General features: G+C 54.7%; 21 protein-coding genes. 11 read left to right on the top strand and 10 right to left on the bottom strand.

What is annotated here, in order from left to right:
- Both AC222A_RS04510 and rpoS read left to right on the top strand, forming a co-directional pair.
- A partial coding sequence (locus AC222A_RS04510; RefSeq protein WP_486774677.1) for a peptidoglycan DD-metalloendopeptidase family protein occupies positions 1-739 on the top strand: 739 nt, incomplete at its 5' end.
- Positions 740-814: 75 nt separating this feature from the next.
- On the top strand, positions 815-1774 hold the full coding sequence (rpoS, locus tag AC222A_RS04515; protein WP_486774678.1) for an RNA polymerase sigma factor RpoS: 960 nt from the start codon (positions 815-817) through the stop codon (positions 1772-1774).
- An 89-nt stretch (positions 1775-1863) separates the two neighbouring features.
- On the opposite strand, the gene fdxA is transcribed toward rpoS, so the two are convergent.
- Together fdxA and mutS are read right to left on the bottom strand one after the other, a co-directional pair.
- Positions 1864-2187 carry a ferredoxin FdxA gene (fdxA, locus tag AC222A_RS04520; RefSeq protein ID WP_372748209.1) on the bottom strand — a complete coding sequence of 108 codons (324 nt, stop codon included), beginning with the start codon at positions 2185-2187 and terminating at the stop codon, positions 1864-1866.
- 115 nt (positions 2188-2302) lie between these two features.
- Complete coding sequence (mutS, locus tag AC222A_RS04525) at positions 2303-4879, bottom strand: DNA mismatch repair protein MutS (RefSeq protein ID WP_372748210.1); 2577 nt, start codon at positions 4877-4879, stop codon at positions 2303-2305.
- A gap of 215 nt (positions 4880-5094) precedes the next feature.
- Here mutS and recA point away from each other — a divergent pair, with 215 nt between their 5' ends.
- On the top strand, positions 5095-6138 hold the full coding sequence (gene recA, locus AC222A_RS04530) for a recombinase RecA (RefSeq protein ID WP_372748211.1): 1044 nt from the start codon (positions 5095-5097) through the stop codon (positions 6136-6138).
- A gap of 127 nt (positions 6139-6265) precedes the next feature.
- Here the strand turns inward: recA and AC222A_RS04535 are convergent, their stop codons facing one another.
- From AC222A_RS04535 to AC222A_RS04555, 5 genes are all read right to left on the bottom strand, one after another.
- Entirely contained in the window at positions 6266-8254 is a 1989-nt protein-coding gene (locus AC222A_RS04535; RefSeq protein WP_372748212.1) for an SDR family oxidoreductase, read from the bottom strand.
- An 82-nt stretch (positions 8255-8336) separates the two neighbouring features.
- Complete coding sequence (locus AC222A_RS04540; RefSeq protein ID WP_372748213.1) at positions 8337-9725, bottom strand: wax ester/triacylglycerol synthase family O-acyltransferase; 1389 nt, start codon at positions 9723-9725, stop codon at positions 8337-8339.
- Between the two features lie 236 nt (positions 9726-9961).
- A complete protein-coding gene (locus tag AC222A_RS04545) occupies positions 9962-10732 on the bottom strand; it encodes a TrmH family RNA methyltransferase (protein WP_372748214.1) in 771 nt (256 codons plus the stop codon).
- A complete protein-coding gene (locus AC222A_RS04550) occupies positions 10732-11814 on the bottom strand; it encodes an AraC family transcriptional regulator (protein ID WP_372758214.1) in 1083 nt (360 codons plus the stop codon). Before AC222A_RS04550 ends, AC222A_RS04545 begins: the two co-directional genes overlap by 1 nt.
- Positions 11815-11899: 85 nt before the next feature.
- Positions 11900-12814: an IclR family transcriptional regulator gene (locus AC222A_RS04555; protein WP_372747968.1), complete on the bottom strand. Its 915-nt coding sequence runs from the start codon at positions 12812-12814 to the stop codon at positions 11900-11902.
- A 433-nt stretch (positions 12815-13247) separates the two neighbouring features.
- Between AC222A_RS04555 and AC222A_RS04560 the strand changes: the two genes are divergently transcribed.
- The 3 genes from AC222A_RS04560 (at position 13248) to AC222A_RS04570 (ending at position 15722) form a co-directional block, all read left to right on the top strand.
- Positions 13248-14510: an ammonium transporter gene (locus AC222A_RS04560; protein WP_372763630.1), complete on the top strand. Its 1263-nt coding sequence runs from the start codon at positions 13248-13250 to the stop codon at positions 14508-14510.
- A 125-nt stretch (positions 14511-14635) separates the two neighbouring features.
- Positions 14636-15472 carry an FHA domain-containing protein gene (locus AC222A_RS04565; protein WP_372747969.1) on the top strand — a complete coding sequence of 279 codons (837 nt, stop codon included), beginning with the start codon at positions 14636-14638 and terminating at the stop codon, positions 15470-15472.
- 1 nt (position 15473) lies between these two features.
- The gene (locus AC222A_RS04570; protein WP_372747970.1) at positions 15474-15722 is read left to right on the top strand and encodes a glutaredoxin family protein; all 249 of its coding nucleotides are present in this window, start codon (positions 15474-15476) and stop codon (positions 15720-15722) included.
- An 18-nt stretch (positions 15723-15740) separates the two neighbouring features.
- Here the strand turns inward: AC222A_RS04570 and AC222A_RS04575 are convergent, their stop codons facing one another.
- Positions 15741-16175: a universal stress protein gene (locus AC222A_RS04575; protein WP_372747971.1), complete on the bottom strand. Its 435-nt coding sequence runs from the start codon at positions 16173-16175 to the stop codon at positions 15741-15743.
- Between the two features lie 81 nt (positions 16176-16256).
- On the opposite strand from AC222A_RS04575, the gene AC222A_RS04580 reads away from it, so the two are divergent.
- From AC222A_RS04580 to AC222A_RS04600, 5 genes are all read left to right on the top strand, one after another.
- A complete protein-coding gene (locus AC222A_RS04580) occupies positions 16257-16757 on the top strand; it encodes a hypothetical protein (RefSeq protein WP_372747972.1) in 501 nt (166 codons plus the stop codon).
- Positions 16750-16962, top strand: coding sequence for a DUF1653 domain-containing protein (locus tag AC222A_RS04585; protein WP_486774688.1), 213 nt, complete (start codon positions 16750-16752; stop codon positions 16960-16962). The genes AC222A_RS04580 and AC222A_RS04585 overlap by 8 nt, the downstream gene beginning before the upstream one ends.
- 145 nt (positions 16963-17107) lie before the next feature.
- The gene (gene topA / locus AC222A_RS04590; protein ID WP_372758216.1) at positions 17108-19813 is read left to right on the top strand and encodes a type I DNA topoisomerase; all 2706 of its coding nucleotides are present in this window, start codon (positions 17108-17110) and stop codon (positions 19811-19813) included.
- 3 nt (positions 19814-19816) lie between these two features.
- Entirely contained in the window at positions 19817-20296 is a 480-nt protein-coding gene (locus AC222A_RS04595; protein WP_372780899.1) for a hypothetical protein, read from the top strand.
- 92 nt (positions 20297-20388) lie between these two features.
- The gene (locus AC222A_RS04600) at positions 20389-20655 is read left to right on the top strand and encodes a hypothetical protein (RefSeq protein WP_372747975.1); all 267 of its coding nucleotides are present in this window, start codon (positions 20389-20391) and stop codon (positions 20653-20655) included.
- 26 nt (positions 20656-20681) lie between these two features.
- On the opposite strand, the gene AC222A_RS04605 is transcribed toward AC222A_RS04600, so the two are convergent.
- Positions 20682-21116, bottom strand: coding sequence for a hypothetical protein (locus AC222A_RS04605; protein WP_372747976.1), 435 nt, complete (start codon positions 21114-21116; stop codon positions 20682-20684).
- A 1-nt stretch (position 21117) separates the two neighbouring features.
- Positions 21118-21720: a transcriptional repressor LexA gene (lexA, locus tag AC222A_RS04610; RefSeq protein WP_372747977.1), complete on the bottom strand. Its 603-nt coding sequence runs from the start codon at positions 21718-21720 to the stop codon at positions 21118-21120.
- Positions 21721-21758: the final 38 nt, after the last annotated feature.

Consider the following 21758-nt stretch of genomic DNA (forward strand, 5'->3'; position numbering starts at 1 on the left):
CGCGCCTGTTGTTGATTTGCATTCGCCGCCTGAACGAACCCCGGAAAACTATGTGGTGCAGCGAGGTGATACCTTGTATTCCATCGCCTTTCGCTACGGTCTGGACTACCGGGGGTTAGCGTCTGCTAACGGAGTCAGAGGTGGAGCGTCAATTTTCCCGGGTCAGACATTGCGCCTTGTCGACAATGTGGTTGGCAATACGGCGCCGGTAACTAGTACGATTACACAAGCCAGCACCCCGTCGGTTTCAAAGACCCCGTCCGCGCCGAAAGTATCGTCGTCGCCGCCGCGCTCCGCACCTGTTCAGAAGAAATCTACTGTTGCTTCCACCATGCCTAAGCCAGTGCCTGAGAGCTTCACTGGGGAGTGGGTGTGGCCAGTCAAAGGTAAGCTATTAAGAGGGTTCAGTGCTTCCCAGTTCGCTCATAAGGGTATTGATATCGCCGGTAATATGGAGCAGCCTGTAAGTGCTGCTGCAGATGGGGTTGTAGTGTACGCGGGCAGTGGCTTGGTGGGTTATGGCAAGTTACTTATTGTGAAACACAATGAACGGTTCCTGAGCGCATACGCCCATAATAACCGTTTGTTAGTTAAGGAGGGCGATCAGGTAAAGCAGGGGAAGGTGATTGCTCGTATGGGCGACACCGGCACAGACGGTGTGAAACTGCATTTTGAAATTCGAAAAGATGGTAAGCCGGTAGACCCGGTGGCGCTGTTACCAAAGGAAGGAAGTAGGTAGGGGGAAGGACTTGTGCTAGCCGGGCGATAGACTTGTCGGCACAAATAAGAAGGCACGGAGTAGAAGGATGCTGTCATGAAAGCAGACGCTGACGATTTTGCCGTAGATAAAACTGTAAACCCCGTAGAAGTTCTCGCAACACAGGATTCTGATCGCAAGGAGTGTACCGACGGCCCGAAAAAACGTCGTCGTGTAAGTCAGGGAGAGCTAGATGCGACCCAGCTGTACCTCAACGAAATTGGTTATTCTCCATTATTGACCGCTGAAGAAGAAGTGTACTACGCGCGCTTAGCCCGGAAGGGTGACGCCGCGGGTCGCAAGCGCATGATTGTGAGCAATCTTCGGTTGGTGGTTAAAATCGCACGCCGCTACTCTAATCGCGGGTTGACCCTTTTGGATCTGATTGAGGAGGGTAACCTGGGGCTTATTCACGCCGTAGAAAAATTTGATCCGGAACGCGGGTTTCGTTTTTCAACTTACGCCACGTGGTGGATTCGCCAGACCATCGAGCGGGCTTTGATGAACCAAACCAGAACAATTCGTCTGCCCATCCATGTTGTGAAAGAGCTGAATATCTATTTGCGCGCTGCGCGTGAGTTGACCCAGCAGCTAGATCACGAGCCAACGCCGGAGGAAATAGCAGAGCATGTCGACAAGCCGGTCGAGGTAATCCAGAAAATGTTTGGTCTGAACGAGCGAGTCGGCTCTGTAGACGTGCCGATGGGCTGGGATTCTGACCGCCCCTTACTCGATTCGCTGGCAGACGACAATGCACGAGATCCCGCTGACTGGTTGCAGGACGATCATCTAAAAGTAGCCTTGGATAGCTGGCTGGAAGAGCTTAACGAAAAGCAGCGAGAGGTTTTGGCAAGGCGCTTTGGTTTACGCGGCCATGAGCCGGCAACGCTTGAAGAAGTTGGGGCTGAAATAGGCTTGACTCGCGAGAGGGTGCGCCAGATTCAGGTGGAAGGGCTGAAAACCCTGCGTACCTTGTTCGAATGTCGGGGCGTTGACCAGGAGGCAATATTCAGCTAGCGGCTTGTACCGGAAAAACGGAGCCGGGCGAGAGTTGCCGGGCGAAGACGAAAAAAGCGGCGCTAGCGCCGCTTTTTTTATGTGGGGGGTTAGCGTTCCAGGTACTTCAGTTTCCCTTCCACGCCAGCCCACTCTTCGGCATCCGCCGGGGGTTCTTTCATTTCAGTGATGTTCGGCCAGATTTCTGACAGCTCGGCATTCAATTCCAAAAACACCTGCTGGTCTTCGGGCAACTCATCTTCCGAGAAAATAGCGTCTACCGGGCATTCGGGCTCGCACAGCGCGCAATCGATGCACTCGTCGGGGTGAATGACCAGAAAGTTTGGGCCTTCATAAAAACAATCCACTGGACAGACTTCTACACAGTCTGTGTGCTTGCACTTGATGCAGTTTTCCCCAACTACAAATGTCATACGCCGCCTCTTTAATCCTGTCTGAAAATGACCGCAGGTCTTTGAAGGCGGCTATTCTACCACCTCAAATGGAAATGGGTACCACTCAATACCTAACAATCAGTAACAAAAGCGGTCAGCTTTTTTCGAGTGTTTTTAGACGATAGAGCACATCCAGTGCCTGCCGGGGCGAAAGGTCGTCCGGATCCAGTTCCTTCAAAGCTTCGAGGGCCGGGCTCGGCTCGGGAGCCGCCGAGAACAGATCCGGCTGGGCCGGGCTGGCGCCGTTGACGGGTACGGGTGATACCTTCTGCTCCAGCTGGGCAAGTTTGCGCCGGGCATTTTGAATCACGCTGGGCGGTATTCCTGCCAGTTTGGCGACCTGCAAGCCATAGCTCTGATTAGCTGGACCATCCTGTACCGCGTGGAGAAAGACAATGTGATCTTCGTGTTCTGTTGCGTCCAGGTGCACGTTGACGGCCGTCGGGTATTGCTCTGGCAGGGCCGTCAGCTCGAAGTAGTGGGTGGCAAACAGGGTGAATGCACGGACTTCTTCAACTAGCCTGACGGCGCAGGCCCAGGCCAGCGACAGGCCGTCAAAGGTGCTGGTGCCTCGGCCGACTTCGTCCATCAGTACCAGACTGCGCTCTGTCGCATTGTTCAGGATATTCGCGGTTTCGGTCATTTCCACCATAAACGTGGAGCGACCACCTGCAAGGTCGTCGGATGAGCCTATGCGGGTGAAAATTTGGTCAACCATGGGAATGCGAGCGGCTTTTGCCGGCACAAAGCTGCCAATATGGGCAAGCAACACGATCAAGGCCGTTTGCCGCATATAGGTTGATTTACCGCCCATGTTGGGGCCAGTGATCACCAGCATGCGGCGCTGTGCGTCAAATCGGGTGTCGTTGGCGATAAAGGGGCTCTCCAGCACCGACTCCACAACCGGGTGGCGACCACCCTCGATATGAATTTCGCCCTCCGCCATCAATTCGGGTTGGCAGAGATCCAGCGCGATGGCGCGCTCCGTGAGGGTCGCCAGCACATCCAGCTCGGCAACCGCCTCAGCGCATGTCTGCAGTGGCAGCAGGGCCTCGTTCAGGGTTTCCAGGAGGTCTTCGTAGAGTCCTTTTTCTCTGGCCAGAGCCCGGCTTTTGCTGCTCAGGGCCTTGTCCTCAAATTCCTTAAGCTCTGGGGTGATAAAGCGCTCTGCATTTTTCAGGGTCTGACGGCGGGTATATTCAACCGGAGCGTCGGTAGCTTGGGAACGGCTGATTTCAATGTAGTAACCGTGTACACGGTTGTAGCCAACTTTGAGAGTGCTGAGACCTGTGCGCTCACGCTCGCGGGTTTCCAGCTGTACGAGAAAATCACCAGCGTTGGTGCTGATGTCGCGTAGCTCGTCTAGCTCGGCGTCAAAGCCAGGGGCTATCACGCCGCCGTCGCGGATGACCATTGGCGGATTATCGACCAGCGCGCGCTCCAGCAAATCAGTAAGTTCCGGAAACTCGCCGAGGCGATCGGCCAGTTCCTGCAAATGCTGGTTGTCGATGGCGCGCAGTTGCGAAACCAGGGTGGGTACGGCCGTCAGCGATCGGCACAGGCGGGTCAGGTCACGCGGGCGCGCAGAGCGCAGCGCAACCCGGGCGAGTATTCGCTCCATGTCGCCGATCTGCTTGAGTTCCTCACGCACCGGATCGAAGCGGAAATCCTGCAGCAGGCTGGCAATGCTTTGTTGGCGACCTTGCAGTGTGTGGAGGTCGCGCAGTGGGCGGTGCAGCCAACGTCGCAGCAGGCGCCCGCCCATGCTGGTGCGGGTGGTTCCGAGCACCGAATAAAGAGTGTTGTCTTCGCTGCCGTTAAGGTTGATGTCGAGCTCGAGATTGCGGCGGGTGGCGGCGTCGATGGCAACGCTGTCGCTGCGGTTTTCGTGCTGAATGCCGCGAATGTGGGGGAGGTCAGTGCGCTGGGTCTCGCGGGCGTACTGTAGCAGGCAGCCGGCGGCCCCCAGAGCGACGGTCAATTCGCTGCAGCCAAAACCCTGTAGATCTTTAGTGCCAAACTGCTGGTTCAGTAGCCGGTTGGCTGTCTCCAACTCAAACTCCCAGGGCGGGCAGCGGCGAAAGCCACTGCGGGATTCCAAGCGGCTTAGGGATAGCGACTCATTAACCAGCAATTCAACGGGGTTAAGCCGCTGGATTTCTGCCAGCAGGGCGTCTTCGCCGTCGGCTTCCAGCACGACAAAGCGGCCGCTACTGATATCCAGGCAGGCGATACCAAAGATGTTGTTATGGGCGTGAACAGCCACCAGCAGGTTGTCGCGGCGGGCTTCGAGTAGGGCTTCATCGCTGACGGTGCCCGGAGTGACTACGCGCACCACTTGTCGGTCCACCGGCCCTTTGCTGGTGGCCGGGTCGCCAATCTGCTCTGCAATGGCTACCGACTGGCCTTTGCGAACCAGGCGCGCCAGGTAGGACTCGGCGGCATGGAAAGGTACGCCGCACATCGGAATTGGCTCGCCGGCTGACTTGCCGCGGGCGGTCAGGGTAATATCGAGCAGTTCGGCTGCCTTTTTGGCATCATCGAAAAACAGCTCGTAAAAATCCCCCATGCGGTAAAACACCAGCTCGCGAGGGTGCTCTGCCTTGATCTTGAGATACTGCTGCATCATGGGGGTGTGCTGTTCTTGGCGGCTGGCCGTGGCGCTACTCATGGATTTTTATACTGATGATGGTTGGTTGCTGAAGGGTGCGATTGTACGGGCCGGCCGGCTGCAGGGCAAAGGTCTGGGCAGGAATTGTGGTGCGGTGGGTACGCTGCAAAAAAGTTACTGTCAACGGTTGACAGTGTCGCCGGATATACTGATTATATATACAGGTTGAATACTGTATACCAAATCACTCTATTGCTTAAACTTCGGGGGCCACTATGGATGATAACAAGCAGAAAGCGCTGAGTGCAGCGTTGTCGCAAATCGAGCGTCAGTTCGGCAAGGGCTCAATCATGCGCATGGGTGAGCAAGAGCGCGTGGCAGTGCCTGTTATCAGCACAGGGTCGCTGGCGCTGGACGTCGCGCTGGGCGTGGGCGGCTTGCCACGTCGTAAAATTATCGAGATCTACGGGCCTGAGTCCAGTGGTAAAACCACCCTGACGCTGCACGCGATTGCTGAAAGTCAGAAAAAAGGCGGCGTGTGTGCCTTTATCGATGCTGAGCACGCGTTCGACCCGAGCTACGCAGAAAAGCTGGGTGTGGACCTGGATAACTTGCTGATGTCTCAGCCCGACACTGGCGAGCAGGCGCTGGAAATCGCGGAAACGCTGGTGCGCTCCAGTGCGGTAGACCTGATTGTAATCGACTCGGTCGCGGCGCTGACACCCAAGGCGGAGATTGAAGGCGAGATGGGCGATAGCCACGTGGGTCTGCAAGCCCGTCTCATGAGCCAGGCTCTGCGCAAACTGACCGGCACCATCAACAAGTCCAACAGCACAGTGATCTTTATTAACCAGATCCGGATGAAGATCGGCGTGATGTTCGGCAATCCAGAAACCACGACCGGGGGTAATGCCCTCAAGTTCTACTCGTCGGTGCGGCTCGATATCCGTCGCATTGGGGCGATCAAGCAGGGTGAGGAAGTGGTCGGTAACGAAACACGGGTAAAAGTCGTCAAGAACAAAGTGGCGCCCCCTTTCCGGCAGGCGGAATTCCAGATCATGTACGGTCAGGGTATTTATCGCATGGGTGAAATCATCGATTTGGGTGTGCAACAAGGGCTGGTCGACAAGTCTGGTGCTTGGTATGCCTACAAAGGCGATAAAATCGGTCAAGGTAAAGCCAATGCGGCTAACTATCTGAAAGAGCACCCTGAAATTGCCAATGAAATTGAAGCAGGTATTCGCGCAGCGTTACTGCCCAGTGCCAAGCCGGTTGAAAATGGCGAGGCTGCGGCGGCGGTAGAAGAAGAGGACGCTTGATTTCTCGACAGATCTCCTTGGAGATCGCATCCTTTGGGCGCCGTATGGCGCCTTTTTTTTGTTGGCGGTTTGAGAAAAGAAAGGAGAGAAGGACGGGTGACTAGCCCGTCCTTCCGAGAGTGCTGGGTTAAACGTGGATACCCTTGAGCACCGCAGCCAGTGCCACCTGCTCCGATGAGGGCTCGGTGCCAGTCTCGGTACCATCTCCTTTGGCAGCAGCAGAATCCGGGAAGGTTTTGAACACCATGTTCATGATGATCTCGGTTGCTTTTGGCATCAAGGCATTGAGCACTTGCATGGTAATGCCCAGTGGCGTGGCGATCCGTTTGGGGCGTTTCACGATGGCTTCGCCAATCATATTGGCCGCCTCCTCGGGCGTCAGGGTTGGCACGGCCTGGTAGATCGAGGTTGGCCCGATCATGGGCGTGCGTACCAGCGGCATGTTGATTGTGGTAAAGGCAATATTGCGGTCCGAAAACTCTGCTGCCGCGCTGCGCGAGAACGCGTCCAGTGCTGACTTGGAGGCAGCGTATGCTGAGAAGCGCGGTGACGTGCCGACAATAACAGCGATAGAGGAAATGTTGATGACATGCCCTTGTTTGCGTTCCAGCATTGAGGGAGCAAACCCCATGATCAGACGTATTGCGCCGAAATAATTGAGCTGCATAGTGCGCTCAAAGTCGTGAAAACGGTCGAAGGTCAGCTCCAGTGAGCGACGGATGGAACGCCCGGCATTGTTGATCAATACATCCACGTGACCGTGGTTTTTCAGTACGGTCTCAACCAGGTTGTCACAGGAGTCCAGATCAGACACATCGCAGCTGTAAGCAAATGAGGTGCCGCCCAGCGCTTTGATTTCAGACTGGGTTTCTGCAAGCTTTTCGGTACTGCGGGCAACCAGCACCACTTGGGCGCCGGCTTCTGCCAGTTGCAGCGCGGCAGCCTTGCCAATGCCAGAGGAGGCGCCAGTGATGACAACCACCTTGCCTGAAACGTTCCCCTTCAGAGTGCGGTCTTTAAAGAGACCCGGGTCGAGGTGGCGTTCCCAGTAATCCCAGATGGCCGGGGCATAATCTTGAAGGCGGGGCACAGTGATACCGCTGCCTTTCAGAGCGCGTTCTGTTTCCCGTGTATCGTAACGGGTGGGCATATTGGCAAAGCGCAGGGCGTCAGCCGGAATGCCGAAATCGCCGAGTACCGCTTGCATGATGCGTTTTATGGGTGGCAGATTTCCAAGCATGCCGCGGATGCTATCCGGTATAAACGCAAACATGCGGGTGTCGATTCGCAGCGCCATTTTTGGTGCGTGTCCGGCTTCGGCAAATATGTTCAGTACCTCGCCCACGCGCGCCCCGTTGGGGTCGGTCAGGTGAAAGCAGGTATTGTCGAGCTTGGGTTTGTGGGAAATGTGATCCAGTGCGTCGGCCACGAAATCTACGGGCACGATATTCATCTGACCGCCTTCAATGCCAATCAGAGAAACCCAGGGCGGCAGCATGCGGCGGAATTTCTGCAAGACCTTGAAGAAGTAATAGGGGCCGTCGATTTTGTCCATTTCGCCGGTTTTCGAGTGCCCCACCACCATTGATGGACGATAGACGCGCCAGGGGATCGAGCACTCATTGCGGACAATGCCTTCGCTGACATGCTTGGTACGAAAATAGGGGTGTGACAGACCTTCGGCTTCTTCAAACATGTCTTCGCGGAAGGTGCCTCGGTACATGCCGGCGGCGGCAATCGAACTTACCAGATGGAAACACTTTGCCTGCATTTGTTCGGCGCAGCTTACGGCGTGGCGGGTGCCTTCGACATTGGCAATTTCTTGGCTCTCGGCGTCGGCCTTCAGGTCGTAAATGGCGCCCAGATGATAAAAGTGGTCAATATTGCCTGTGAGGTTTTTCATGTCTTTGGGGGTAATGCCGAGACGCTTCTTCCCCAGATCACCAGTAACCGCAACGATTTTGCTTTTATCGACGCCGCATTGTTCTATCAGTTTTTCGATTTTGTGTTTTGAACTTTTGCGCACTAACACGTAGATAGTGCCGTCGCGCTTGCACAGGTTTTGAATCAGGAATCGGCCGATAAATCCGGTTCCGCCGGTAACAAAGTAGTTCATGCGCTGCTCCTCGGTACTGAATGTTGTTGTTACTGTTTATATTCCATCGCGATTCGCTAACGATCAGTTGTTCGGTTCTGATCTAGCGGTAGGCATTTACTGCATCTTCTAATTCTTTGAATGCGTCGTGTATATAGCCGCCGAGTGTGTCCAGGTTGGGCAAGGCGTGTGACGCCACCAGTCCAAAATGTAAGTGCTGGTCGTAGCTGTACAGGGTGATATTCATATGGTTGCTCGGCGTAAGCGCACTGATCGGGTAGCTTTCTTCGAGTTTGGCACCCCGCATATACAGTGCCTTTCTTGGGCCGGGTACATTCGACACCAAAGTGTTTCCTAACGGAGGAAGTACATCGCTCATCTTCAGCAATTCTGCAAGCTGTGCAAATATTCCCAGCGTTAGTGTATAAGCGATTACAGAAGAAGCTGCAACACCGTCAACCTGATAGCGAACATTGCGTAGGGTAAAGCCGATTTCGCGCAGCCGCTCATAGGGGTCAGTGGTTTTACGCGCCAGATCCACCAGGACAATGCCTATTCTGTTGCCGCCTTCTTCGTCGCCTTCTGCGCGCAGGTTGACAGGCATTTGTATGGTGATCGGTTCTTCGAGGTCACTGCCGCATTCCTCGAGGTAGCGGTGTAAGGCGCCATCAATGCAAGTTAGAGCAATATGATTAAGGGTGGATCGTGTCAACTTGCGTAAACGATTGACCCGTTCCATTGGTACGGTTGCGGTCGATACCTGGCGGCCGGCAGACACCTGTCCCGTCAAGACGGTTTTGTGCTGGAGCTTGAAAGGTACTGCAACTGCATTTTTGGTGAGATGTACCTGTTCCAGCACTAACTGGGCACTCAGCTTTGACAGCCCGGCCAGCATTTTTGCCTGGTCTCGTGATTTGCGTAGTAGTAGTTTCGCAATGGTTTTGAACGAGAACGACTGGCGGTCACGTGGCGAGCGGTCAGAGGGCACCGACCAGACGGGTGTCAGCTTTCTGGTTTTTGCGGATTCGGAAAAGCTTCGAATGGTCCAGCGGGTAATCGTTACGCCGTCGGCATAGGCGTGGTGCAGTCGTGTATACACGGCGAAGCGGTTGTCATCCATGCCGTCGAGAATATGAAATTCCCACATTGGCCGGCTGCGATCCATCTTGGGGGTGTGTAGCTCACCGGCAAGGCGATTGAGCACCCGGCGATTGCCTGGTGCCGGGAGTTCCCGGTAGAAAACATGATCTTCCATGCGTAAGTCGGTGGCGGTGCGCCATTCCGGAAGCCCAAATCGCGACCAGTGAATGATCTGGTTGAACGGTGCTTTAACCTGATCGGCGGTGGCCAGCAGCTCTGTGTAAAGTTGGCGAGCAAAATCCGGTGATGCATTTTTTGGCTTACGAAATATCATCAACCCGCCAATATGCTTGGGGCTGGCTTCCGTTTCGGTCAGAAAAAAGGCCAAGTCCATCATGGACAGTTTGCTCATACTACCCCCAGTCTACTTATGGCTATTTACGGATGAGCCAAGGCTGACCTGGTCATCAGTGTAAATGAGTCTACGGTTAATGTTGGGTATTCTCCAAATCCATAAGTTTATAAACATTATTTTTGTTGTTGATGATGCAAGGTGCCATAACTTGACACCTTAACGCATTATAGAGGCCGCACCACTTATGCGCTAAAACGGCTAGCCGACAAGCCGCCCCCTTGGAAAATTGGAAGTCAGGGGCGTTGATAGAATGCAATGAGTGCGGCAGTAATCGCAACATTTAACGACTCTACACCGTTGTGCATGGGTATGGCTAGTTGTACCGCGCAGCGCTTGGCTATCCCGCTTGAAACGCCATCTGTTTCATTGCCCAGTACGTAAACGGAGCGCTGAGCTGGTTGGTGGTCGAGTAGAGATTGTTTTGCATGGGAAGAAAGGGTTGCCAGTGAAAACTCAGCGTTAGCCAGCGCTTCGAGGCAGGCCCCGAGCTCGTCGCAGTAATAAATTGGGGCTTTGAACAGTGTGCCGGCGCTGGCTTTGGCGACCAGCGGTGATAGGCTGGCGCAACCGTTTTTCGGTAAGATCAGTCCGGTTATTCCGCTGGCCGCAACACTGCGAATAATCATTCCCAGATTTTGCGGGTTGGTAATTCTGTCCAATGCGATCAGGCGCTGGTTCGACTTCTCTGATGTCAAAAGCGTCTGGTAATCACGGTAGCTGGGCAGTTGCAGGTCGAGGGCTACCCCCTGATCCTGCTTGCCGTTGCGCGAGATGCGTGACAGGGCCTGACGGGAATGATAAGCCACGGTAATGCCGCGCGAATCTGCCACGCGTTTGATCTCCGAGATAATGCCATCGTCGCGGTTGCTGTCTGCAAGGTGCAGTTTGTAAGCCGGCAGCGTGCTGTCGCTAAGGGCTTCTAATACCGGTTTGCGCCCATAGATGGTCAGCATCTGGTCGTAGAACTGTTTGCGTGAGCGGTATTCGCTGGAATCTGTTGGCATTACGAGGGGGTTCCCAGTTGCTGGCGATATTGTCCCGGAGACATGCCAGTCCATTTTTTGAATGAGCGATGAAACGCACTGCTATCCTGAAAGCCCATTAACAGGGCGATCGCGTTGATACTCAGCTCCCGTCGATTCATATAGGTGATTGCGGCATCTTTGCGGAAGTCGTCCTTGAGCTGCTGATAACTGGTGCCTTCCTTTTGAAGGTGTCGGTGCAAGGTCCGAACCGACATGTTGAGATGGTCCGCAATCACTTGTGCGGAAGGTATTTCCGATCCTAGTTCATGAGCAAATATAGCTTTTACTTTTTCCTGATATTCGCCGGCATTTAGTGTTTTGCGGCGGCTAATAAGGGGGTAGGGCGCCGTGCGCAGAAATTCATGGAGAGTACTTTCAGTCTGCACGAGCGGCATGGCGAGACTGTCCTTGGTAAGCGTGAGGGTGTATTCGGGCTGGTTCAGTTCTATGGGGGCGTCGAACAATGGTTCGTATTCACTGATCAGACGTTGGTCACCGCCAACGAGTTGTACCGAGTGCAGCGGTAGGTTTTGTCCGACAAACCAGCTGAATAGTCGGTACATCATATACAGAGTAGAGGCTTCGGATGCCGGATTGTCGGTGCCAGCCGGCATATTCGGGTTGTCGAAACGCAGCCTTGCCAGTCCTTTGTCATTCAGTTCGCTAATGGGCTGGCGTCGGCGCACGGTGCTGCTGCGAAACTGATCGAAGTAGTCTAGAAATTCGGCATAGCGTTCTATCGCCTGCTGTAAAGTTCGGCAGTGCACAATAAAAAGGCACATCATGCGGAAGGTTCCGGGCGGCGCGCGGTCCGGCGTCATCATGCCAAAGGCTTCATCTTGAAGCATGATCATCAGTTGCCGATAGAGTTTGCTGTACAGCCGGGTGGGGATATCGGTGAGGTGCTGATATTCGGGTAGTAGTGGGTTGTATTGGAGGCCGATGGTCTCGAGCACTTCGTCGACGCTGTAACCGTGGTTGGCAACCACCCGCAGCAGTGAGCGAAATGCCTTCATCGGCATGGAGTCTTTTAGGGGTTGTTTACTGGCGGTGCGAGTCACGATTGATGCTTCTGGCAGTACAGCATGGCGATGGCATGGTACTGCGTGGCCGCCTCAATCGCTACTGTCCTCGTCATGGTGCGCATTACCTTTGTGGGCGATTGTAGGCGCGCGCGGCTGCTTGCCGCGCACGCTCTGCTGCAGATTTGAGCTGTTCTGCGATATCCAGTATTTCCTGGCCGCTCAGGTCGCGACTATAAGAGCCGCTTGAAAAGATAAGTTCAGGTAATTGATCGTATCCAAATACAGGAACAGTGATATTGCAGACCGGGTAGCGGGTGGTCGGGTCAATCCGGTCCAGGTGATAGTGTGACTGCAATAGGGCGCGTTGATAGTTGCCGGTAACCTCTTCCAGTGCGTTCAGATCCCATATTCCGCGTAAGCGGGTGAGGTCGGCGTTCAATTGTTCTTCGGCCTCGGTGCGTAGGGTGACTTCAAAGCCTCGGGCGCGGATGGCAATCACCGAAATGCGCAGCTGCTGGTCAAGCTTTTCGTCAAGTGTCCCACCGAGCTGCTGTTCACCGCTATCCAGCCAGCTTTCCAGTTGCTTTGCCGGGGACCAGGCAATAAAGCTGGCTCCCAAAGGCGCCATAAATGGCAGGCGCATGCCCAATTGGAATGGCGAATGGACTGGGTTGGAGTGGCCATAGTGAGCCAGTAAAACAATGTTGCGGCCACTGCGGCCGGCGGCACCGCAGCCCAGTCCTGCCGATTGTGACAGGGCTTCCAGTTCAGCGCGGGCATATTCGAGTACAGGAAACAGGGCGTGAGCGGCGTTGCCGGCTGCAACGATATTGGGCCCTAATCGGTAGGCTTTGCTGCGCGGGTCCTGAATCAGAAAGCCGTAATGAGACATGGTGGTCAGAATGGCATGGCAGGTGGCCTTGTTAAGGCCCAGCTTGCGGGTGATGTCGGTAAGACCAAAGGATTCCTGTGGGTTGGCTGTCAGTAAATCGATTATGGCCAATGCCCGGGCTGTGGGCTTGGAAAATAACGCCATGATAATCCTTAACTTTGCAGTCGCTGCGCGTGCCTGTGGTTTAATTCTTTTAACTTCTCCAGCATAAAAATTTAAACCATGACTGGCTACGCCTCAAATGAAAAGTCGGTAATTGTCGGCCTGCAGGTGCTGGTTTGGCGCGCACCTTGGTGGCACACATATTGCACCAAAGGGGATCATTGCGCGATGCAGTGAGCCGATATTGTGCGCTTTTCGGGGTCAGGTAAGACCTGACCTCGGGTTTTAACGGGTACACGACGCTTTCATGTGCAAAAAGTGTGCGGGCTGCATCGACGTGTCGAGACTACTCATTAAGGTGCAAGTGCACCAAAATTGGGTTTTTTCTTCTATTATGCACTCATGTGGTGCGCTTAATGTTCTGGGGAGAGCGATGAGAAATATAGTGAATGGTTCGTGCCGGTTTGCAGCCGCGATGTTGGCACTGGTGGCATCGAGTTCCGTGATGGCGGATGAGTTGAATGGCGCAAATACCGCTTGGATATTGACCTCGACGGCACTGGTACTGTTTATGACCCTGCCGGGGCTGGCGCTGTTTTACGGCGGTCTGGTGCGCAACAAGAACGTGCTAAGCGTCCTGATGCAGTGCTTTACCATTGCCTGCGTAGCGTCAGTGTTGTGGTTTGTGGTCGGTTACAGTATCGCGTTTACCGAGGGCAACGGTTTTATGGGTAGCCTTAGTGCTCGTGCATTCCTTGCAGGGGTAGGCGAAGATACCTTGGCTGGCGATATTCCTGAAACCCTGTTTGTCATGTTTCAGATGACTTTTGCTGTTATTACGCCAGCGCTGATAGTAGGCGGCTTTGCCGAGCGTATGCGTTTTTCCGCCGTCGTTCTATTTTCGGCGCTGTGGCTGCTGGTGGTCTACGCCCCGGTAACGCACTGGGTGTGGGGCGGCGGCTGGCTGGCAGAGCTGGGGCTGCTGGATTTTGCAGGTGGTGTTGTTGTGCACATTACAGCGGGTGTTGCAGCGCTGGTTGCTGCGCTTGTGCTGGGTAATCGCAATGGCTTCCCGACAACGGCTATGCCTCCTCATAATCTTACGATGACAATGACCGGCGCTGGCATGCTGTGGGTTGGCTGGTTCGGTTTCAATGCCGGTAGTGCACTGGCGGCCAATGGCGATGCGACTATGGCGATGCTGGTGACGCATTTATCGGCAGCAGCCGGTGCCTTTACCTGGTTAAGCATAGAGTGGATTCGCTTTGGCAAGCCCAGTGCCCTGGGTGCGGTGACTGGTATGGTCGCGGGTTTGGGTACCATCACGCCTGCGTCGGGCTATGTGGGACCGGCGGGAGCGTTGGTCATTGGTATCAGTGCCGGCATCGTCTGCTTCTACGCGACGATGACTTTAAAGCAGGTATTGAAAATCGATGATTCTCTTGACGTGTTTCCGGTGCATGGCGTGGGCGGGATTCTCGGTACATTTATGGCCGGTATCTTTGCCAGCGACCAGCTCGGATTGTTCAGTGGTCAGGGCTACGCAGATGGCGTGACAATGGGTTCTCAGGTCAAGGTTCAGCTAATTGGTATTGTGGTTACTATCGCCTACACCGCTGTGGTTAGTTTTATTCTGCTCAAAGCTGTGCAGTTGATCACTGGTTTGCGAGTGTCGCCCGAAGAGGAGACCGAGGGCTTGGATATCGTTGGTCATAACGAGTCGGGTTACGATCTCTGATTGACGTTTACAGCGCTTAAAAACGCCCGGCTTAACGTCGGGCGTTTTTAATTGTGTGGCTGGTTTGAGATATACTGCCTGGAACAATTTTAAAGCACGTGTTACGTGAGCTTGGGGGCGGGGTAATGACAACGAAGTATCTCTTGGTATCGGTCAGCGATGGCGAAGAGTTTGCGATGCTAAGTGGCGCAAGCTACACCATTGGGAGAAGCCCGGAATGTGATCTGATTGTGAGCAATGGCTACCCGTCCAGAAACCACGCAAAAATCACAGTGACTGACGATAACGTCATCCTTGAAGACTTGGGGTCGACCAACGGTACTTTTGTTAATAAGCGTCAGATCGATGCGCCAACACACCTAAAACCGGGTGATGTGGTGAAGTTTGATTCAGCGGCCTACCACGTTGTAGCTCCGGAAAGTGGCAGCTCCACACTGGTCATGCGTAACCTCGATAGTTCCAGCCAAGTTCCTGAGTCGTCCTCAATTGTTATAGAAGAAGAGCAAGATGTTGGTAGTGAAACGGCTTTCCATCAGGCCTTTCCCTTGCCTGCAGACTGGGCCGAAGCCGAGGAGGGCGGCCACACGTTTTCAGCCAACGTATTTTCAAAAGAGAAGATTGATCAGCTCCTTGACCAGTGCCTGCCAAAAGATCGCAAGGTAAGCGCCGCTTTGGTGATTACCTCTGGCAATCATAAGTCGCGTGTCGTGGGTCTGATTCCTAAAAAAGAGGTTCAGCGCTGGACAATTGGTCGCAGCGCGAAATGCCAGTTTCCGCTAACCGATCCCAGCGTAAGTGGCCAGCATGCGTTGCTGCAGTTTGCCAATGGCGCGTGGGAAATCAAGGATACAGACTCAACCAACGGGTTAAAAATCAACGGGCGAAAGGAGTCTCAAGGGCGCTTGCGTGACGGAGACAAGGTGTCACTGGGACAGGTGAATATGGTTTTCCGGTTGCTCTGATATGGCGGTAGAAAAGCTTATCTTATACGGCACCTCCGCGTGCCACCTATGCGAACTGGCTGAAGCCTTGCTTGTTGAACTGCAGTCGGGCGGGCTGGCATTCACATTGGAAAAGGTGGATATCGCAGACGATGACACGCTGATGGAGCGCTATGGCATCGTTATCCCTGTTGTCAGGCGCAGCAACGGCAGTGAGCTGGGCTGGCCTTTCGATGCTCAGGCCGTTGTGCACTGGTTAGCTGCGGCGTGATCATGCACCGGTCTGGACTTATTGACCCACCCGGACCGCAAGAACATCGCAGTGGGCGCCATGCAATACGCCGTTAGCGGTAGAGCCCAGGATCAGCGCAAGCCCTTGTCGGCCGTGACTTCCAACGACAATCAAGTCGGCACTGATATCATCTGCCAGCTGATGTATTTGGCTTTCAGGTCTGCCGATCAGTAAGTGTAGACGATCAGACGGGAGTGTATAGCGCTCGCCGAACTGCCGCAGTTGTTTCTCAGCCTGCTCTTGCAATTGATCCTGCACGCCGGAAAAGTCCATGGGAATATCGCCGCCGTAGGCGAGGCTAAGCGGCTCTATCACATGGACTAGGTGGAGTTCTGCGGAGTTGCGGGCCGCGATATTGTTGGCGCGGTCGACCACTGCGGCGGACTCTTCGGAAAGGTCGATGGCTGTTACAACACGCTGGTAGTTTTGCATATAGTATCGCCCTCCAAATGTAGGCTGTAATCTAATTAAGGATGAAATTTCCGTGCGCGTCCAGTTTTCGAGGGTCAAATTGTGGGTTGGTTGATTGGTTTTATCGTTGTCGCCTTTGTCGTGGCCCCCATCATGTGGGTCATGCCGAGCCCGGCGCAAAAGCGACAGGCGCGTTTGCGAGAGCGGGCGCAGCAGCTGGGTTTGGCTATCAGCTTGGTAGATTTGCCGCAATCGCATCGCAGCAAGGTACGCAAGGAGGCGGCAGCTAAAGGCGTCGCGTATAGCTTGCGGATGCAGCGCGAACGCAACCGAATCCGCCCGCACTGGTTTGTTTGGCGGGAGGCGCCAGACGGCGAGAGGGATATTGATGGTAGCTGTCCTGAGGCGGTTGTGGATGCTCTCCCGGCATTGCGCGCCAGGATGGGTGCCGATATGGTGGGCTTTGGTTCAACACCTGAAGGTTACGTGCTCTACTGGCGTGAGCGCGGTGATGAAACTACGGTAGAGCAGGTCGCAATGCTGCTTGAAGACATACGACAATTGGCAGGGGGAACGGCAATTGGCCGAAAAACAAATACCTAAGCCTGGGCGATATCGTCATTATAAAGGGGGCGATTACGAGGTGCTTGGTACTGCCCGACATAGCGAGACGGAAGAGCTCCTGGTGGTATATCGGCCGCTCTATGGTGAGCGCGGGTTGTGGGTGAGGCCATTGACCATGTTTACTGAAAATGTACAGGTTGGCGAAGCGTCGGTGCCGCGTTTTGCCTATGAATCCGCTTGCTGAATCAGATTGTCTTGTGTGGGTTGCGCACCACAAATTCCTTGCCAAATTCGGACTTGCGCTTGACCCGCCGCAAGTGAGGTCTTATATATGTCGCCTCTTCGACGTGGCAACAGTCACCGGATCAGCATGATGTTAGAAGGATATTATGGCCAAATCGCTGGTAATCGTGGAATCACCCGCGAAAGCAAAAACGATCAACAAGTACCTGGGCCCCGACTTTGTGGTCAAGTCCAGTGTCGGCCATATCCGGGATTTGCCTACCAGTGGTGGTGGCAAACAGGCTGTTGATCCCAAGGAGCGTGCCAAGGCTGCCGCCAAAACTCGCAAAATGTCGCCGGAAGAAAAGGCGGCTCATAAGCGCAAGAAATCGCGAGAGCAGCTGATCAATCGGATGGGGATAGACCCCGAACACGATTGGAAAGCCAAATACGAAATCCTGCCGGGCAAGGAAAAGGTGGTCGCCGAGCTGAAGAAGCTGGCGGCAGACGCCGATTACGTGTACCTCGCAACGGACCTTGACCGCGAAGGGGAGGCGATTGCCTGGCACCTGCGCGAGGCTATTGCTGGCGACGAATCTCGCTATCGTCGGGTGGTGTTTAATGAAATCACCAAAAAGGCGATCACCGAAGCGTTTTCCAAACCATCCGAGCTCGATCTGAACCGCGTTAATGCTCAGCAGGCACGCCGTTTTCTCGATCGCGTTGTGGGCTACATGGTGTCGCCGTTGCTGTGGTCAAAGGTTGCCAGGGGCCTGTCTGCGGGGCGGGTTCAGTCGGTTGCGGTGCGTTTGATTGTAGAGCGCGAGCGTGAAATTCGGGCGTTTATTCCAGAAGAATTCTGGCAGCTCCATGCCGATCTAAAGCATGACAACGGCCCGCTGCGTCTAGAAGTAAAAAAGCAGGGCGATGCGAATTTCAGGCCCGGTAATGAAGCGCAAACGATGGCAGCGGTGGATGCTCTCAAAGAGTCCACATTCACCGTGGCAGATCGGGAAGACAAACCCACTAGTAGTCGCCCATCCGCACCCTATATCACCTCAACCTTGCAGCAGGCCGCGAGTACGCGCATGGGGTTTGGGGTTAAGAAGACCATGATGCTGGCTCAGCGGCTGTACGAGGCTGGCTACATCACCTACATGCGTACCGACTCCACCAACCTCAGTAATGATGCGGTGGCCCAGTGTCGCGACTATATCGAGGGAGAATACGGCAAAAAGTATCTGCCGGAGTCGCCTAACCGTTACAGCAGTAAGGAGGGTGCCCAGGAAGCGCACGAAGCGATTCGCCCCTCGGACGTCACTCTGCTACCAACCCAGCTTAAAGGCATGGAGCGTGATGCGGAGCGGCTGTACACCCTTATTTGGCGGCAGTTTGTCGCCTGTCAGATGGTGCCGGCCCAGTTCACTAGTACCAGTGTGACCGTTAAGGCCGGAGAGTTTGAGCTGAAAACCCGTGGCCGGGTTATGCGCTTTGACGGCTACCTGCGGGCCCAGCCACCAGCTGGCAGCAAAAAAGAGGAAGACACCGAGCTGCCCGATGTTAACGTCGGAGATACCCTGGCGCTGGTCAAACTAGACCCTTCACAGCATTTTACCAAGCCGGCACCGCGTTTCACCGAAGCGTCGCTGGTTAAAGAACTCGAAAAACGAGGCATAGGTCGACCGTCTACCTACGCATCCATCATTTCCACCATTCAGGATCGCGGTTATGTGCGGGTAGAAAACCGCCGGTTTTACGCTGAGAAAATGGGCGATATTGTGACTGATCGCCTGGTGGAGTGCTTCAGTGATCTGCTCGATTACAGCTTTACCGCAAACATGGAAGAAGCCTTAGATGAGGTGGCCGGCGCTAAAAAAGACTGGCGTGCGCTACTGGATGAATTCTATTCGGATTTCTCCAGCAAGCTTGAGCAGGCGGAATCCGACGACAACGGCATGCGCAGTAATCAACCGTCGGAAACCGATATAGCCTGCCCTGATTGCGGTCGAGCCATGCAGGTGCGCACGGCCAGTACCGGCGTGTTTTTGGGTTGCTCGGGCTATGCATTGCCCCCCAAAGAGCGCTGCAAGCGTACGATCAACCTGATTCCCGGTGACGAAGTGGTTCGGGCGGACGCAGACGACGAAGAAGAATCGCGGCTGTTGATTAACCGCCATCGCTGCCCCAAGTGCAATACCGCCATGGACAGCTACTTGATTGACGAATCTCGCAAGCTCCATGTCTGTGGTAACAACCCGGACTGCAGCGGCTTCGAGGTGGAGCAGGGACAGTTCAAGATCAAAGGCTATGATGGCCCTGTCATCGAGTGTGATAAATGCGGCGCCGATATGCAGTTGAAAACAGGCCGCTTTGGCAAGTATTTCGGCTGCACCGCTGATGAATGTAAAAATACTCGTAAACTGTTGCGCAGTGGAGAACCGGCGCCGCCGAAAATGGATCCGGTGCCTATGCCTGAACTGGCCTGCGAAAAAGTGGACGATTACTACGTGCTGCGCGACGGTGCTGCTGGTCTGTTTCTGGCAGCGAAGGGCTTTCCGAAAAATCGTGAGACGCGCGCGCCACTGGTGGCTGAAATACTGCCACACAAAGAGGAAATTGATCCGAAGTACAGCTACCTGTTCGATGCTCCCGTAGCTGACGACGCTGGCTTACCAGCGGTAATCCGCTACAGTCGCAAGAGCCAGGAACATTATGTCCAGACAGAGGATGGCGGAAAGCCAACAGGCTGGGCTGCTTACTACGTAAACGGTCGCTGGGACGTGCAGAAGAAGGTCGCGAAGAAAAAAGCGCCCGCCAAGAAAAAAGCGGCGAAGAAGAAAGCTGCCGCAAAAAAGACGGCTAAAAAGGATTAAGCGGTGGCAGCTTCAGTACGCGCACATGCCAATCTGGAATTGTTTCTCGCGCGCAAATGTATTGCCCGATTTTCACAGCCGCTTGATCCGTACTGGGGTGAGCACAGTGATACGGTAGACCGGCATCACGCGATATTTCATTTACAACTGGCGTATCGCTGCCACCTAGCGGATTTGTGTGAGCAGCGTGAGATTTCGCTGCGGCCGGTGTCTGCTCAACACGGTTGTGCCGAGCTGGAGCGGATGGGGCAGACGATACCTGAGATGGTCGAGTTGGCCGAACGGGAAGTGCATCAGCCGTGGCTGCAAAACCTGCTGGCTGAAGACTTTTTGCCTCTGGCAGTCAGTACTGCCAGTGCCGCAGATGACGTGATAGCAGTATCTACTGCCGGGCGCGTTTGGGATGAAACCACGCTGAATAGCGTGGCGGATGAGCTGCAGTCTCTGTTTGACCGCCATCGGGACGGCCAGCAGGAATACTGAAGGCTGCCAGACTTTCATTGGCTCCTGTGAGCTGGGATTGTTACAATTTCCCCAACCAAAGGGCTTGGCCCTGAATCCAACAAGGTGTCAGTGTGTTTTCCTACCTCGAACTCGTGGAACTGCCGAACGGGGATATCGTCCTGCAACGCTCCGATGACGACAGCGAACCGCTAGTTGTTATCAGCTTTTCAGAGGCCTCTCGTCAGTTTATGGCAGCCCCGCCCCTAGAAGTGGCTCGGGCGATGATACAGGCTGGCATTGAAGTTGCCTCTGAAGCCCCGGAAATCACCATGGAAGAGGAGATCGAGGGTGAAGAGCTGTTGGATATGACGTCGCCGGACAACAAAACGGTTCACTGAAGCCGTGTGTCCGGCGCCTTATCAGGTCACTGCGCGCTGTCGAGATAAATCAACAGGCATTCCGCCTGCCCCTTCCTCGCTGCCCATTCTAGCTGCGCATAATCGGCTCTGCTCAGGGGGGCGTGTGCCAGCATCACGACAGTATGGCTACGGCCGCCCTGAAGGGCGCGCAGGGCGAGGGGCAGTGTGCCGCTGGCGTCTCGGGCCAGTACCTGAAGCAGGTGGTGGCCTCTGCGTCGTGCATCTGCGCTTAGAAAGCTTTTGACTGGCGTATCGGCAATCCAGCAGACCCACCGGTTATCGTCGGTGTCGTTGAGCTCGCGCAGAATGCCGGTCAGCAGTGGTTGGCTGGAAAGCGGGTTGCTCGCCGGGAGATGTAATTCTGCAATGCGACTACGGTTAAGGTTGAGAACATCGGCCGATGCCGGGTTCACTGCGAACATTTCGTTTTGAGTTTCCATATTAATGTCTCCGCAACACGCCGACGCTGAGGCCTTCAATGGCAAAATCCTGTTCCCTCAAATCCACTTCAATGGGCTCATAGTCGGGGTTTTCAGGTAGCAGTAAAATCTGGTATTTGCTTTTGGTGGGTTTAAAGCGTTTTACCGTCACTTCATCGTCAATTCTGGCCACGATAATATCGCCGGCATTGGCTGTGCTCGTGCGGTGCACGGCGAGCAGGTCATCTTCGTAAATGCCAATATCAATCATGCTGTCGCCGCGTACTCGCAAGAAGTAATCGGCGCGGGGTTTAAAGGTTGAACCCGGCATGTCGCAGTACTCTTCAATGTGCTCCTGAGCCAGGATGGGATTGCCGGCAGCAACGCGGCCCACCACGGGGATTCCGCTGGAGCCCTCCGGCAGGCGAATACCGCGCGAGGCGCCAGCAATCATCTCGATAGCGCCTTTGCGCGCCAATGCTTTCAGGTGTTCTTCTGCGGCGTTAGGGGAGCGGAAACCCAACTCACGGGCAATATCAGCGCGTGTGGGAGGGTAACCGGTTTCTTCTATGTACTGCTTGATTAGGTTGAGAACTTCCTGTTGCCTGGCGGTCAGTGTGCTCATTGTTATTCCTGTTCGGATATACAGTTACTGTCAGTATA

The sequence above is a fragment of the Litorivivens sp. genome (assembly GCF_057445395.1).